This is a genomic window from Bacillus sp. B1(2022), from assembly GCF_040259625.1.
GTDB classification, from domain to species: domain Bacteria; phylum Bacillota; class Bacilli; order Bacillales; family Bacillaceae; genus Bacillus; species Bacillus velezensis.
In genome coordinates this window covers 55,945-70,688 of record NZ_JANIFO010000013.1, presented here as the reverse complement: position 1 = coordinate 70,688, position 14,744 = coordinate 55,945, and the positions used below count along the sequence as shown (strand labels likewise).

Here is a 14,744-nt window from a genome sequence, read left to right as displayed (position 1 = left end):
CTCCTTTAGGCCTCACACATAACGTGTCCGGCAGCCAAGAGAAGTATGCTTGTTTCTTACAATTGTCCGGCGGTGAGTTTGAATTTTTTGAGGCGTTTGTAAAACGTGCTCCGCGGGATTCCGGCCATTTTGGCGGCCAGCGTGACATTCCCCTTCGCTGATTCAAGCGCGTTTACGATGATGTTTTTCTGAATGTGCTCCCGGATGGAGACAGGGGACGCTTCTTCCTGTTCATAAGACTCGGCCGCCTCTTTAAGACCTGACGCTTCAAGCAGGGCTGCGATGGGGCGTTCTGACAGCCGTCCGTCCGGGAACATGACGGAAAGACGTTCAAATACATTAAACAATTCCCTGATATTCCCCGGCCATTTCCGGCTCTTTAATAGGTCTAAAAAGTCATCAGGAAGCTCCCCGCGCCAGCCGCGATTTCGCTGAAATTCAAGGAAGAGGCCGGGAATGTCTTCGGTGCGTTCTCTTAATGGAGGGAGGTGGATCGGACAGACGTGAAGCCGGTAAAATAAATCTTCTCTCAGCTTTTTGCACTCGACAAGCTGTCTCAGATCAGTGTGGGTGGCAGTGATGATTCTGATGTCAACGGGAATCTCTTTTGTCCCGCCGACCGGGGTGACTTTCCGTTCCTGCAGCACCCGTAACAGAGCGACCTGCATGGAGTGTGCTATTTCTCCGATTTCATCGAGGAAAAGCGTGCCTTTATCGGCTTTTTGCAAAGCGCCGTTATGTCCTTTCCGTTTGGCCCCGGTGAAGGCGCCTTCCGAGTAGCCGAACAGTTCGCTTTCAATCAGCTTTTCGGGGACCGCTCCGCAATTGACGGCGATAAACGGGCCGTTTTTCCTGGAGCTGTTGTTATGAATCGCCCGGGCGGCAACCTCCTTTCCCGTCCCGGTTTCTCCCGTAAGACAAACGGTCGCGTCCGTTCGGGCGACAAGCTCCAGCTGCTGAAGCATATGTCGGGATGACGGGCTTTTGCCTGCCGCACCATGGAATATAAAAGACGGCTTTTCTTCTCGTTTGGATAAATAAACGCATGTGTAGCCGTTCTCCTCCCGCTTCGCCTGCTTGATGTGATAGCCCTGTTCCTCAAGCTCGCGCAGCGTATGTCCGGTAAAATGCTGAACGGGACGGCTTGCGGCGATAACCCGGCTCATGTCATTGCAAAGCACGATCGGATCGTGAGACCGGGTCAGCCCGGCGAACTTGCTGATCATGTCAAGTTCTGTCATTTTGATCTTTAGGGCAAGCTCCCGTTCCGCCGTATAAGCGATGGAGGAGGCAATTCCGAGCATAAACGGCTGAGCGCGGGCGGCGGGGCAAGAAATATCAATGACACCCGCCAGCCGCCCGTCTTCATAACGGATCGGCGCGGCGGAACAGCTCCATTGATGAGAAGCGAGCGAATAATGTTCAGAGCCGTGTATCATGACCGGCTCATTTGTATAAAGAGCCGTCCCGATCGCATTCGTGCCGACGGCCGTTTCCGTCCAGCGGGCACCTTTTAAGAAATTGATGCGGTTCGCTTCATGAATGGTGCGCGGGTGGCCGTCAACTGAATGGACAACGCCGTCTGAATCAATCAGGAGAACCATCATTTCCATTTCCCGCATCGCCGTTTTCATTCTTTCTGCATGAGGCGTTGAGGCCGCTAAAAATAATGCATGCTTTTCGGCCTGCCTTTCTAAATGATCTGCCGGCATTACATTCGGCCCCTTTTCGAGATAAGGGTTAACGTCGGCTTTTTTGCAGCGGTGCCATGAGGCGGCCACCCGTTTCTGAATACGGGATTCATCAAGCACGCCTTCTTTCACAAAACGCTTCCAGGTTTTAAAATCATTCCGAATGACATTCATTGTATTCGCTCCCCCCTGTTCAGACCATCTTTTCATATATTGTAGGGGAAAAATAAAGCGCTTTCAACGAAAAATACCCCTTCTCATCTGAGAAAGGGTATTCCGGTTATACGGAATGCACCGCAAGTCCGGTGACATTCAGCAGGGCTTCCTGAAGCGTTTCTGACAGAGTCGGATGCGCCGCGATAAAGTGCTCCGACATATCAGCCGTCATTTCACCGTTCATCATCATGACCGCCTGACCGATCAATTCCGTCACGTCCGGCCCGATCATTGACACGCCGACGATTTCTCCGAATTCCGGTTCGGCAATGATTTTCATTTTGCCGCCATGCTGATGTTTAATTAACGCTTTTCCGTTAGCAGAAAATGAGCATTCTCCGATTTTCACATCTCCGTATGCCTCTCTCGCCTGTGTTTCCGTCAGCCCGACAGCGGCCATTTCCGGCGATGTATAAATACAGCGGGGCACCGCCCGCATATTGACTTTGCTGTCCTTTCCCGAGGCATGCGCGGCGGCTGTGATTCCTTCATGAATGGCGGCATGCGCGAGCTGCATTCCTCCGGCCGCATCGCCGCACGCGTATATATGAGGCACATTGGTCTGCATATGGTCATTGACTTCAATGCCGCGCGGAGAATACCGGATGCCGGCCTGCTCCAGATTCAAGCCATGCAAACGCGGCTTTCTCCCGATTGCAACCAAAACGTGATCAGCCTGAGCCTCAATTTCTTTGCCATCTTTTGTCCACACGGCGGTTTTCCTTTCTTTGTCAATCCGCTGAAGGGCGGCTTTCGTCTGAATATCAGCCCCGCTGTCTCTTAAAGAGTCTTCGAAAACGGCGGCGATTTCCCTGTCTTCTGCCGGGAGCAGCCGGTCAGCCGATTCAATCACCGTCACTTTCGTTTTAAACCGGCTGAATAAAGAGGCAAATTCACAGCCGATCACACCTCCCCCGACAATAAGCAGAGAAGAAGGAATTTGCTGTAAAGAAAGCGCGTCTTTGCTGTCGATCACCCAATCGCCGTCAAATGGGGCAAACGGCAGCTCCGCCGGTTCAGATCCGGATGCAATCAATATCCGATCCGCTTCCAGAATGTCTTTTGCGCCTCCTTCTCCTTCAACAAGCAATGTCTGCTCTGTGAGAAATGAAGCTGTCCCGCTGATGACTTTAATCTGATTTGCTTTCATTAAGTATTGAATTCCCTGCACGAGCTGGCTGACGATTTGCCGTTTGCGCCCCTGCATGCGAGCCCAATTGAGTGTAATGTTTTGCGGCAGTTCGATGCCGAATGTATCTGCGTGCCTGATTTTATCGAGTACATTCGCGCTTTCCAAAAGCGACTTTGTCGGGATGCATCCCTCATTGAGACAAGTGCCTCCGAGCGGCCCTTTGTCGATCAGAACGACTTCTTCTCCCCTCCGCGCGGCAGTCACGGCAGCTGCATATCCGGCAGGCCCGCCGCCGATAATGGCTAGTGTCAATCTCTTCACCCTCTCTATAAAATCAATCCGGCCGGCTCTTCAAGCAGCGCTTTGACCGTTTTCAGGAAGTCCGCAGCCGGTGCGCCGTCACATACTCTGTGATCAAAGGTAAGGCTCAGCGGCAGCATGGTGCTTTTGACAAGTTCATCTCCTTTAAACGCAGGCGTTTCATAGCTTGCGCCCACTCCGAGAATACCGGCTTCAGGCGGATTAAGAATCGGGGTGAAATGCTCAATTCCGTAACCCCCGAGATTTGTAATAGAAAATGTCGATCCGTGCAGATCATCTCCGGAAGCATTGCCTTCCCGCGCCCGGCGTGCCGATGTGCTGATGTGATCCGCAAGCTCAAGGAATGAAAGCTTTTCCGCATCCCGAATCACCGGCACGACGAGACCGTTTTCAAGAGAAACCGCCATCCCGAGGTGGACATATGGATAGGTGATGATCCGCTCCTCTTGATAAGAGCTGTTCAGCTCAGGATGCTGTTTCAGCGCAAGCACCGCGGCCCGGGATACGAAATGTGTGACCGTCAGTTTAACACCGCTCCGCTTTTTCGCGCTGTCGGCGAGCTGCTGCTGCCATTTTACAAGCTCCGTAATGTCCGCTTTCATCGTCAGCGTCAGCTGGGCGCTGTTTTGCAGGCTTTTGTGCATTCGGTCTGCAATCACTTTTCTCATCGCTGAAGCCGGTTTTCCCTCCGGCTGTGCCATCTGAACCGAGGACTGCGGTTCAGCTTCCGTCTTCATGGCCTTGATGACGTCAGCTTTTACGATTCTGCCTCCAGGCCCCGTCCCGTTCAGCGTTTCAACTTTCAACCCGGCTTTCTCCGCCATTTTTCGGGCAACGGGAGATATTTTCACGCGGTGTTTACGCTTTTGCACGGCTTTGGGAGCGGGAATATGTTCAGGTTCAGATTGCGGTTTCCCTGCATTTTCAGGAGCCGGCGCCTCCTTCTCCCGCACTTCTTCGCCGTTTTCCCCGATATAACAGATGGGCGTTCCCGGCGGGACTCCTTCTCCCTCTTTGACTTTAATATGGAGAAGCGTGCCGCTTTCAGGCGCTTCTATTTCCATTTCTATTTTTTCCGAGTTGATGCTGGCGATGCTTTCTCCCTTTTCAACCGGGTCGCCGACTTTTTTATTCCAGACGGATACTTCACCTTTCTTCATCGCCATTCCCAGCTTCGGCATTACTACTTTTACAGCCATTCTATATCCCTCCTTTAATTCATTGCCGGCTCGCCAAGCAATTCAAGCGTGACGCTGACAATTTGGTCTGGTGTCGGCAAATATTGATCTTCAAGCACCGGTGAAAACGGCACTGGTGTATGCGGCGCTGTAATCCGTTTAATCGGCGCATCAAGCAAATCAAAGCCCTTATCGGCGACAATCGCAGCAATATCCGTGGCGATGCTGCAGCGCGGATTGGCTTCGTCAATGATGATCAGCCGGTTTGTTTTTTCTAACGATGTGAAAATCGCTTCCTCATCTAAAGGAGACAGACTCCGGGGATCAAGCACCTCGGCGTCGATGCCTTTCTCAGAAAGCTGCGCAGCCGCTTCAAGCGCAGTATTGACCTGCTTGCCGACTGCAAAGAGCGTGACATCATTGCCTTCGCGTTTGATATCCGCCTTTCCGAGCGGAATTGTATAATAATCTTCCGGCACCTCGCCCTTCATGTTGTAGGACGTTTTATCTTCAAAAAAGAATACCGGATCATTGTCTTCTATTGCCGAAAGCAGCAAACCTTTGGCGTCATATGGATTGGACGGCACAACCGTCTTCAGACCCGGGATGCTGGTGAACAGGCCATACAGCGCCTGCGAATGCTGAGCGGCTGCCCGGAACCCGGCTCCGTATGTGGTGCGGACGGTGATCGGCACTTGCGCTTTACCGCCGAACATATAGCGGAATTTCGCCCCTTGGTTGATCACTTGGTCAAAGCACGTTCCGATAAAATCGTTAAACATCAGTTCCGCAATCGGTCTCAGCCCCGTGGATGCCGCAGCCATGGCCGCACCCATGTAGCCCGCCTCAGAAATTGGTGTGTCCAGCACCCTGCTTCTGCCGAATTCCTGTACGAGCCCCTTTGTGACCCCGAGTACACCGCCCCATGCTTCATCATCTTGCAAGTGATCGACCGCCGCTCCCCCGGCGACATCTTCACCGATCAAAAGCACATTTTCGTCTTTTCTCATCGCAAGCTTCATTGCTTCATTGATCGCGTCCGACATGCTTATGACTCTCGCCATCTCACATTCCCCCTTTTTCATATGACACGTAGACGTCTGTCAACAGCTCTGACTCTTTCGGATATGGACTCTTTTCGCTGAACGAGACGGCTTTTTCAATCGATTCGCTGACACGCTGTTCGATGTCTGACAGTTTATTTGCATCTGTTTCTTTTAGAAGATAGTTTTTAAAGCCTTGAATGGCATCCTTTTCTTCAAGATGCTCAGTCTTTTCATCCTTTGTTTTATAAGTTTGGGCATCCCCTTCGAAATGGCCGTAGTTTCTGTAAGTCATACATTCAATCAAAGATGGGCCTCCGCCGTTTCTTGCTCTTTCTATCGCTTCCCCGGCTGCCTGATAAACTGCTAAAATATCTTTTCCGTCCACCGTGACCCCCGGCATGTTGTAGGCAGCCGCCCGATCGGCGATTGAATTACAGGCTGATGCGTACTCAAATGTCGTGGCTTCGCCGTAGCCGTTGTTTTCGGCGATGAACACGACAGGAAGGTTCCATACTGCCGCTAAGTTCAGCCCTTCATGGAAGGTCCCTTGGTTATTGGCTCCGTCCCCAAAAAAGCAAACGCTTACATTTTTAGTTTGTTTATATTTAGCCGTGAGCGCTGATCCGCATGCGAGCGTGAATCCGCCCCCGACGATTCCATTTGCGCCTAACATGCCTTTATCAAGATCCGCAATGTGCATAGAACCGCCTTTGCCTTTACACAGTCCGGTCGCTTTTCCGAATATTTCCGCCATCATGCCGTCCAGATCACAGCCTTTGGCGATACAATGGCCATGTCCCCTGTGTGTGCTTGTAATGCTGTCGCCATCATCTAAATGAGCGCACACCCCCGCAGCTACCGCTTCTTCACCGGCATACAAATGGACGAATCCGGGAAGCACTCCTTGCGCGAACAGTTCATGCACTTTGTCTTCAAAGCCCCTGATTTCCAGCATCTTTTGGTACATCCACAGCGCTTTCTCCTCAGTTAATGACAAGCCTTCTCGTTTTAACAATTCCATTTTGTGCGCCTCCTTCTATTTAGGGTTCACACTTATAAATGCAAGAAGCATGCCAGCCTTTGAAGCCCGTAAAATGAATGTTTTTATTTTTACAATGGAGACAGTTTGAGACAGGTGTCTCATTTTGTCTCAATCTGTTCCCTTTGTCTCGTTTTAAAGCATACAAAAAAGACCGGGCATCACCCTGTCTTTGACAATGATCGACGTATTTATTTCCTCGGAAATCTTTTAACTGCTTCATTCTTCTGCATACAGTCTATCGTGGCGTTTGAGTGGTTACACTCTTTTTTTTCATATCCACGTGCTGCAGTTCATGCTTTTCTTCAACAGCCCGATTCAGCGCTTGAAGCATGTAGCCAATGCCTTTATACGATGACAAAGGCCAGGTGATATGCTGATGCTCTCCGATGACGGCGTTTAGGACGCTTCGGTATTTTTTCCCGCCAAGCATGACAAGCTCTTCGATGTCGGAAAAGCCTTTTTCATGAAATTGACGGCGCAGCTCGTCCGCTGCCATGATCTCCGGATGACCGGTTCCAAAAGTGACATCGTAATTTCCGGGAACCATATCATCCGGACGAAGGAATCCGTGCTTTGCCGACAAAATTACCCACTCATCGAAAAATGCTTTCGCATAACGCTCGCACGCCTGATGAAACGGGCTGAGATAAGCGTCTTCCGCCCTTACCGGACCTGTATCTGAATGGACATCCCAAATTTTTTTCTTGCCGCAGGGGATGATGCACAGTCGTTTCATTTTTCTCTCCCCTTTATGATGTATCTCCTATCAATGTACCATGATTCGTTTATTTCTGCATGACGAAACTGGCCATGGATCTGTCTGGGTAAAAACTGCACACAAAAAGACCCGGAATTCAAACCGAAATCCGGGCCGGATGAAGAGGTATTTATGTCACTCTTGCTCCATCCCATCAAGATACTTTCTCTCAAAGTCATCGAGCAATGCACGCACTTCATCTGTTGACTTTGTATTCATGCATTGATTTCTTAATTCACTTGCTCCACGGAATCCGCGGAGATATATCTTGAAAAAGCGGGGGAGCGGTTTATATGCTCGAGCTTCTGCTTTTGAATATTCATCATGAAGATCCAGGTGTAATCTCAAAAGATCAAGCAATTCCTTACTGCTATGCTCTCTCGGCTCCTTTTCAAAGGCGAATGGATTAGTAAAAATGCCTCGTCCAATCATAATCCCGTCAACACCGTATTGTTCAGCGAGTTTCAAGCCGGTTTCACGGTCAGGAATATCCCCATTGATCGTCAATAGGGTATCCGGCGCTATCTCATCACGAAGTTTCTTGATTTCCGGGATGAGCTCCCAATGCGCATCTACTTTACTCATTTCCGCTCTTGTACGCAGATGAATGGAAAGATTCGCAATGTCTTGTTTCAGTATGTGTGTCAGCCAGCCGCGCCATTCGTCTATATCCGTGTAGCCAAGTCTGGTCTTCACACTTACCGGCAGACCTCCTGCTTTCGCCGCCTGTATTAATTCGGCTGCAACTTCAGGACGGCAAATCAGGCCGCTTCCCTTTCCATTCCCCGCCACATTAGGTACAGGACAGCCCATATTGATATCCAGGCCCTTAAACCCTAATTCCGCCATCCCAATACTCATTTGGCGAAAGTTTTCAGGCTTATCTCCCCATATGTGGGCAACCATCGGCTGTTCATCCTCCGTGAAAGTCAAACGGCCGCGCACACTATCCTTCCCATCCGGGTGACAATAGCTTTCTGAGTTTGTAAACTCTGTGAAAAACACATCAGGTCTGCCGGCTTCACTCACAACATGGCGAAAAACGACATCCGTCACATCTTCCATTGGTGCCAGTACAAAAAATGGCCGTGGTAATTCACGCCAGAAGTTATCTGTCATAACAAATCCAAATCCTTTCATGATGGGATACAGCCAAACCTTGATCCCAAAATTAAAAACTGACCATGCTTCTTTTACACTTATAGCATGTGTCAGCACTTCTTATCAAACGATAGTAAATTTTGAACATTTCACTTTTTACACGTGAAAAAGTGAAAAGCAAACTGAAGCAGAACACATCAATTGAGTTAACGTAATAGACTATCGCTATAGTTAACCCCATATCGTTCATTTCTGATCAACTCAGCCAACTCCTTAACCTTTAAAAGGGTTTGAGAGAGAAAAAAGTGTGATGATTATCTACACCTATTTTTTATTTATATTGTGGTTTATTAATAGTAGCGCTGACCTTCATTTTTCTTAGCGGCCTTACTTTTGCTCTTTTTGGACAAAAGGATTCCAACCTAAATAGAATATCATATGAGTTCTCCCTATTACCAATGCAAAATAATTGTCCTGTTATCGAAGATAAAATATTTAACGCTGCACCATATCCGTATCTCAATATCATTTGCGAAAAAATAATTTGATTAAGCAAATGGGGCTGGGGGTGGTATATCTGGGTACTCAAGAGAATGTAAATAGAAAAAGCCTTAACTTACCGCTTGTGAATCACATGGAGTAAAGAGGATGGGATGGGAAGAGAAAATAAACTCGAACTTAACAGAATTCAAGTACTTCAATCTGGATCTTTTGGGATTTGCTCATGGTTTAGAAATAACCAACGCAGCAAGTGGCTAACAAAGATTGCTTTTTTTCTGGCTCTATACAGTATATGTACTAAGGGTCGATTGGCTTTCAAACCCCATATGTTAATATCTTTATACAATTACCTATAAATGTTTGGATAAGGTTACGATTCGGTAATCCTGATCCAAAACCAATAAAATAGACTGCTGACTAAGTGCCGCAGTCTTCATTCATAAGATTAATAAGAAAGTTTCTTTCATCATTAAATAAGGCATCAGAAGTTATTGCTTTCATTTCGAATATCCTTTGTTATACCTGTGATGATTTGTATAACAGTGAAAACCCCCAAGAAAACAGTGACAATATTAAACCATGGATTATCATAGAATGAAAGATATGTTTGAAAGAAATCCAGTTCAGCTATGTTTGCTGGGAATCCATTCATTTCTCTATAATTAGGACCCCATCCCGTTAATTCTACAAAATTAAAATAAAGCTGTGAAACTAAAAATGCCAAAACCGTGAGAAACCAACTTTTTTTATACAACGGCCGTTTTTTTGTTTACTTTATCCATTTCATTATCCATTTCCTTTTCTGCAATACTTTTTAGCCAAGTGACAATCTAACATCATTATAGTATGAAGCATGATTGTCGCGATAATTACTTATTAAGGATATAACCATCGCAGGTATTACTGTAATAGTTGTTATCACTTGCGTTTCCGCCTCGGATTTATTCCTTCTTTGGGAATAAGGAAAATGATTGGGGTCCTTTTTTCCTGTCTAGGCTTTCATATCATGTATAACGACCAAACATGCTTTTTTAGTGTGTTTGATCTTTTATCCACAGTTGTTGCTAATAGTAGATGTGCCAACTGCCGTTGTGATTAGTGTAAGTAAGCAACCTTGCCTTTTACAGCTTCTGCTTCAGAACCTTCGTTCAGTGGTTGAGGTTCCAATATCTCTCATTCGGTTTCACCTTCTTTTTATCATTTATTACAACTATCGCCAATAGTAGATGTGCCGATGAGTGTCGGGGACTTTATTCTTTAAGAAAGAAGTTTACAAAATATTAACTAAAATTACAAGTATTCACGGAACTTGAACGACTTGTTATTGCTTCTGGTTCACAACAAGATCTTCATATTTTGTCTGTCATGCCTTTTCCAAACGGAAAAAAGAAAGTGTTAATAGAAAGCAGCCTACTTGGCTTTTTTTCACTTGCTTTTCCATACGTTTTTTTCAACTCTTTTTATCAGTTAAATAAAGACAAAAGACAGATAGGACAAGGGCAAAACATGAAAAAACCCGGAAATCGGAATTGTTTAATTTACCGAAATCCAGGTCTGATTACGAATTGTTTATTTTAGTTAGACGATTTTAATACAAGCTTCGCCACGGCTTCCACATGAGCCGTCTGCGGAAACATATCAACAGGCTGAATATATTCGACGCGATAGTCCTTCGACAGCGTCTGCAAGTCTTTCGCCAGTGTGGAAGGATTGCAGGATACGTAGACGAAGCGTTTCGGTTTTACTTTTTTGATGGTATCTAAAAATGTTCTGTCACAGCCGGTTCTCGGCGGGTCGACGATGACCACGTCAGGGCGGAAGCCTTCTTTCGTCCATTTCGGGAGCCAGTGTTCGGCTGTTCCTGTGACATATGCCGCGTTTTTGATGCCGTGTTTTTTGGCGTTTTTCTTCGCATCGTCAATTGATTCTTTAATGACGTCCATGCCGCGGATCTCTTTTGCGCCGTTTGAAACCCACATGCCGATCGTACCGACGCCGCAATACGCGTCTACGACTTTTTCTTTTCCTGTCAGCTGAGCCGCTTGTTTCACTTCGTCATACAGCTTGACCGTCTGCTCAGGGTTGAGCTGGAAGAAGGCGCGGGCGCTCAGTTCAAATGACACGTCGCCGAGCACTTCTTGAATGGCATGGCTTCCGGCCAGCGCTTTTGTTTTGTCACCGAAAATGACGGATGTGCGCGCGCCGTTGACGTTTTGAATAATCGATTTCACTTCCGGCAGACGGTTCTGAATGGCTTTGACGATCTCGTCTTTATTCGGCAGTGTCTCTTTCGCGGTGACAAGCACGACCTGCACTTCGCCTGTTTCAAAACCGACTCTCGTCACGATGGTGCGGACATCGCCTTTTTTGGTCCGTTCGTTATAAACGGATACGTTGTGTTTTTCCAAAATACGGCGGACGATACCCGTTGTTTTGTTTGTCGCCGGATGCTGGACAATGCATTCCTTAATCGGAACGATTTTATGGGAATCAAGTCCGTATAAGCCGGCAATGATGCTGCCGCTTTGCGAGCGTCCGACTTGAAACTGGCTTTTGTTCCGGTAATTCCAAGGGTTGTCCATTCCGATCGTATCTTTAATGTTCATTTCTTCGACATTGAATCTCGTATGACGTTCCAGAGACTGAATGACGATGTCGCGTTTTTCGCGAAGCTGCTGGGTGTATGCCAGATGCTGAAGCTGACAGCCGCCGCACTGGTCGTAGACCGGGCATGGCGGCGTGACACGGTGTTCAGACGGCTTGCGGATTTTTTTGACGCGTGCTTCTGAAAATTTCGGCTGCACATTTGTCGCTTCGGCAACGACTTCTTCACCGGGCAGAGCGCCGGGAACGAAGACAACTTTTTTCTTAAAATAGCCGACGCCCTCTCCGTTAATGCCGAGACGTTTGATGGTCAGCGGAAATGTCTGTCCGATTTTCAATTCGGCAGGCGCCTTTTTTTGATGTTGATTCACGTTTTTTTCTCTCCGTTTCTATATAAAGCCTTCCTCCTGGGAAAACGGCTGATTTGAAATATCACATCTTTTCAGTATAACATGCAGCCGGCGGTTCCTTCATGTTTTTCACTGGAAGTTTCCAAAAATCCTCATCATTCAATACTTCTCCACAAGTACAAGGACGCATAGCTTAAATACGGCGCCCATTCGCTGCTTACCTGGAGCATCACGTCTTTTGACGGTTTATCCTCAAGGGCGAAGCGGCGTTTGACGGCGTTTTGCAGGCCGATGTCCGCCAAAGGAAACAGATTCGGGCGGCCGAGGCCGAACATGAGGACGTTTTGGACGGTCCACGGGCCGATGCCTCTGATGGTGATCAGCTTTTTCATAATGTCTTCATCCGACAAATGGGTAAGTTCCGCCAGATTGAGCGCTCCTTCTGCAATCATCCGTGAAATGTCAATCGCATATTCCGCTTTTCTCATGCTGAACTGGAGCTCCCGCAAGTCCTGATACTCAAGCCCCGCGATCGTTTTCGGCTCGGGATAGCACCAGACGCCGTCTTTTTGTTCACCGAAGGAATGGACGAACCGTTCCGTTAAAGTAAAAGCGAAGGACAGGTTGAGCTGCTGGTGGATGATGCATTTCATGAGACAGTTGTAGACGTCATATTCCAAGACGAGCGGGGTTCCCGCATGCTCCTCAAAAAGCGCCGACAGATTTGTTTTTGAGAAATGATCAAGCACAGGCTGAAGCGGCTGCTCCCACTGAAAAATGTGTTTGATCCGTTCAATCATCTCCTCGCGGTCCGTTTCTCCGCTGACGAGAAAGACCGGGTCTGCGGCGGTGCCTTCCGCTTGAACCGTGATGACGGACAGTTTGCCGTCCCGTGTTCTGAGCGGCACTTTGATTGATCTTGCATGAAGATCGACCGCATTCAGCGGATCGAGCGACATCCTTTCAAGGACTTTATCAAAATGATACGGCGGTGTGACCGAAACCGTTTCCTTCCACATATGCTCCACCCCTTTTTGTCCAAGTATATCATGAAGCGGCCGGGCGGCAATTCGTATACTTTTCTTCATAACGCCGCATGATATAATGGCAGGCGGAGGGTTGTTTATGATACATATAACCGCAATCACAACACATAATGAGATATTAGATAATATCCCCCTATCACGTACAGAACAACCGGACATCGCATGGTACTGGATTGATTTTTTCGGCGCTGAGATGCATGAAACCGAGCTGCTGCGTGATTATTTTCACTTTCATCCGCTTGCGATCGAGGATTGCTTTCAGCATATGCAGCGGCCGAAAATCGACCATTATGACGGCTACCGTTTTTATGTGCTCCACGCCTTGAACCCGGACACACTGGAAATGGAAGAGGTGGACATTTTTCAGTCCGACCGTTTCATCGTCAGCTTCCATTTGCACGAATCACCCGGCGTCTCAAAGGTGAGAGAACGGTTTTTCGCTTCTCCGGGATTAGCCAAAAAAGGGCCCGGGCACATCACTTATATGATTATGGATCAGCTTGTCGATGAATATTTCCCCGTGCTGTACAAAATTGAAGACCGGCTGAATGAAATTGAAGACAGCAGAACACATAAATCTTACGGCACTTTAATGAATGAAGTGTTTGAATTGCGGACTGATCTTTTGAACCTGAGGCGGACGATCATTCCGATGCGCGATTTAATGTACCGGATTTTGAGCCTTGACCATGTAAAAGAAAGCCGTGAAACGAAAGCGTATTTCAGCGATATTTATGACCACCTGTTAAAACTGGCTGAGCTGATCGAGTCAAACCGTGATATGACGTCAGATTTGCGGGACAGCTATGTGACGCTGAATTCAAACCGGATGAACGCCATTATGATGACATTAACCATCGTCTCGACCATTTTTATCCCGCTGACGTTCATCGCAGGGGTTTACGGCATGAATTTCGATAACATGCCTGAGCTTCATTGGAAATACGGGTATTTTATCGTTTTGGGCGTAATGGCCGTTCTTGTGGCCGCCATGCTGTTTTGGTTCGCCCGCAAAGGCTGGTTTAATATTTTCAAGTAAGAACGGCTGCCGGCTGTTCTTTTTTTTGAGAAAACATGATAGTCTGGAAAAAAACGTAAAGAGGTGTGCGCCGTTACCATCCTTTCTCACAAAATCATTTCTTCTGTCCTCCTGGCTTTCAGTGTCATGTCCATTGCCCCGCTGTATAACGGCCGTACGGTGTCTGATTACATCTTTGAGTTACTCGGCTTTTCCTCTTGGCCGGAAGATGGAGCCCATATCTCCGTCATTCCCGGGGTCGTGCTTTACTTTGCGGCGTTAATCTGGTGTGCCGCCGCGTTCAGGCGGACGCTTCCCGCGGCGGGGCTGTTTCTGATCTTTCTCAGTATGGGGGCCGCTTCCGGTATCAGTCCTGCCACCGAATATGCCGTTTTTTCCTTAAAACAGTTCGCGCCCGAAAAAGAGGCTGTCGAGTATTTGAAGCACCGCAGCGAATGCAGTCATCTGGTTGAGCGAAAAAGAGCGGGCATGAGCTGCACGCTTTATATCAATCATTACGGAAAAGGGGAACAAACCATTTCTGTCACCCCGGATTTATCAGAAAACATAAAGGACGTCACATTCAAATCAAAAACGTTCACTGTAAAACCCCGTTCAAAAACAATCATCAAAACCCGATTTACCGAATTTTATAAGGGGAAAGCCGCCTCAGACTCCGGATGGTCTTCAGAACCTGAACTGAAAGTGGCAATCCTGTACACAGCAGATTAACCATTTTGC

The 14,744-nt window shown here is 47.7% G+C and carries 12 protein-coding genes and 1 pseudogene; 3 read left to right on the top strand and 10 right to left on the bottom strand.

What is annotated here, in order from left to right; genetic code table 11:
- Positions 1-56 precede the first annotated feature (56 nt).
- The 8 genes from NQS30_RS18785 to NQS30_RS18750 form a co-directional block, all read right to left on the bottom strand.
- Positions 57-1,865: a sigma-54-dependent Fis family transcriptional regulator gene (locus tag NQS30_RS18785; protein WP_218791528.1), complete on the bottom strand. Its 1,809-nt coding sequence runs from the start codon at positions 1,863-1,865 to the stop codon at positions 57-59.
- Between the two features lie 106 nt (positions 1,866-1,971).
- Entirely contained in the window at positions 1,972-3,351 is a 1,380-nt protein-coding gene (lpdA, locus tag NQS30_RS18780) for a dihydrolipoyl dehydrogenase (RefSeq protein WP_025284432.1), read from the bottom strand.
- Positions 3,352-3,365: 14 nt separating this feature from the next.
- On the bottom strand, positions 3,366-4,559 hold the full coding sequence (locus tag NQS30_RS18775) for a dihydrolipoamide acetyltransferase family protein (protein WP_076425466.1): 1,194 nt from the start codon (positions 4,557-4,559) through the stop codon (positions 3,366-3,368).
- Between the two features lie 14 nt (positions 4,560-4,573).
- Entirely contained in the window at positions 4,574-5,602 is a 1,029-nt protein-coding gene (gene acoB / locus NQS30_RS18770) for an acetoin:2,6-dichlorophenolindophenol oxidoreductase subunit beta (RefSeq protein WP_218791527.1), read from the bottom strand.
- Between the two features lies 1 nt (position 5,603).
- Positions 5,604-6,605 (bottom strand): acetoin:2,6-dichlorophenolindophenol oxidoreductase subunit alpha, encoded by a 1,002-nt coding sequence (gene acoA, locus NQS30_RS18765; RefSeq protein WP_007408524.1) that lies wholly within the window; start codon positions 6,603-6,605, stop codon positions 5,604-5,606.
- A gap of 256 nt (positions 6,606-6,861) precedes the next feature.
- The gene (locus NQS30_RS18760; RefSeq protein WP_085341826.1) at positions 6,862-7,362 is read right to left on the bottom strand and encodes a DUF6884 domain-containing protein; all 501 of its coding nucleotides are present in this window, start codon (positions 7,360-7,362) and stop codon (positions 6,862-6,864) included.
- 156 nt (positions 7,363-7,518) lie between these two features.
- Positions 7,519-8,502 carry a tRNA dihydrouridine synthase gene (locus NQS30_RS18755; protein ID WP_007408522.1) on the bottom strand — a complete coding sequence of 328 codons (984 nt, stop codon included), beginning with the start codon at positions 8,500-8,502 and terminating at the stop codon, positions 7,519-7,521.
- 964 nt (positions 8,503-9,466) lie between these two features.
- Positions 9,467-9,739 (bottom strand): YfzA family protein, encoded by a 273-nt coding sequence (locus NQS30_RS18750; protein WP_085341825.1) that lies wholly within the window; start codon positions 9,737-9,739, stop codon positions 9,467-9,469.
- A 488-nt stretch (positions 9,740-10,227) separates the two neighbouring features.
- On the opposite strand from NQS30_RS18750, the pseudogene NQS30_RS18745 reads away from it, so the two are divergent.
- A pseudogene (locus NQS30_RS18745) lies at positions 10,228-10,389 on the top strand (aminotransferase-like domain-containing protein); the annotation flags it as partial.
- A gap of 170 nt (positions 10,390-10,559) precedes the next feature.
- Here NQS30_RS18745 and rlmD read toward each other — a convergent pair.
- Together rlmD and NQS30_RS18735 are read right to left on the bottom strand one after the other, a co-directional pair.
- Complete coding sequence (gene rlmD / locus NQS30_RS18740) at positions 10,560-11,960, bottom strand: 23S rRNA (uracil(1939)-C(5))-methyltransferase RlmD (RefSeq protein WP_021493862.1); 1,401 nt, start codon at positions 11,958-11,960, stop codon at positions 10,560-10,562.
- 134 nt (positions 11,961-12,094) lie between these two features.
- A complete protein-coding gene (locus NQS30_RS18735; RefSeq protein ID WP_167340563.1) occupies positions 12,095-12,958 on the bottom strand; it encodes a DNA-3-methyladenine glycosylase family protein in 864 nt (287 codons plus the stop codon).
- A gap of 106 nt (positions 12,959-13,064) precedes the next feature.
- Between NQS30_RS18735 and corA the strand changes: the two genes are divergently transcribed.
- Both corA and NQS30_RS18725 read left to right on the top strand, forming a co-directional pair.
- Positions 13,065-14,024, top strand: a complete 960-nt coding sequence (corA, locus tag NQS30_RS18730; RefSeq protein WP_007408518.1) for a magnesium/cobalt transporter CorA — start codon at positions 13,065-13,067, stop codon at positions 14,022-14,024.
- Positions 14,025-14,087: 63 nt separating this feature from the next.
- A complete protein-coding gene (locus NQS30_RS18725) occupies positions 14,088-14,735 on the top strand; it encodes a hypothetical protein (protein WP_061581196.1) in 648 nt (215 codons plus the stop codon).
- Positions 14,736-14,744: the final 9 nt, after the last annotated feature.

Coding starts and splice junctions, on each gene's coding strand:
- NQS30_RS18735 (WP_167340563.1), bottom strand. CDS start 12,958: ATGTGGAAGGAAACGGTTTCGGTCACACCGCCGTATCATTTTGATAAA.
- NQS30_RS18775 (WP_076425466.1), bottom strand. CDS start 4,559: ATGGCTGTAAAAGTAGTAATGCCGAAGCTGGGAATGGCGATGAAGAAA.
- corA (WP_007408518.1), top strand. CDS start 13,065: ATGATACATATAACCGCAATCACAACACATAATGAGATATTAGATAAT.
- NQS30_RS18760 (WP_085341826.1), bottom strand. CDS start 7,362: ATGAAACGACTGTGCATCATCCCCTGCGGCAAGAAAAAAATTTGGGAT.
- acoA (WP_007408524.1), bottom strand. CDS start 6,605: ATGGAATTGTTAAAACGAGAAGGCTTGTCATTAACTGAGGAGAAAGCG.
- NQS30_RS18755 (WP_007408522.1), bottom strand. CDS start 8,502: ATGACAGATAACTTCTGGCGTGAATTACCACGGCCATTTTTTGTACTG.
- NQS30_RS18785 (WP_218791528.1), bottom strand. CDS start 1,865: ATGAATGTCATTCGGAATGATTTTAAAACCTGGAAGCGTTTTGTGAAA.
- acoB (WP_218791527.1), bottom strand. CDS start 5,602: ATGGCGAGAGTCATAAGCATGTCGGACGCGATCAATGAAGCAATGAAG.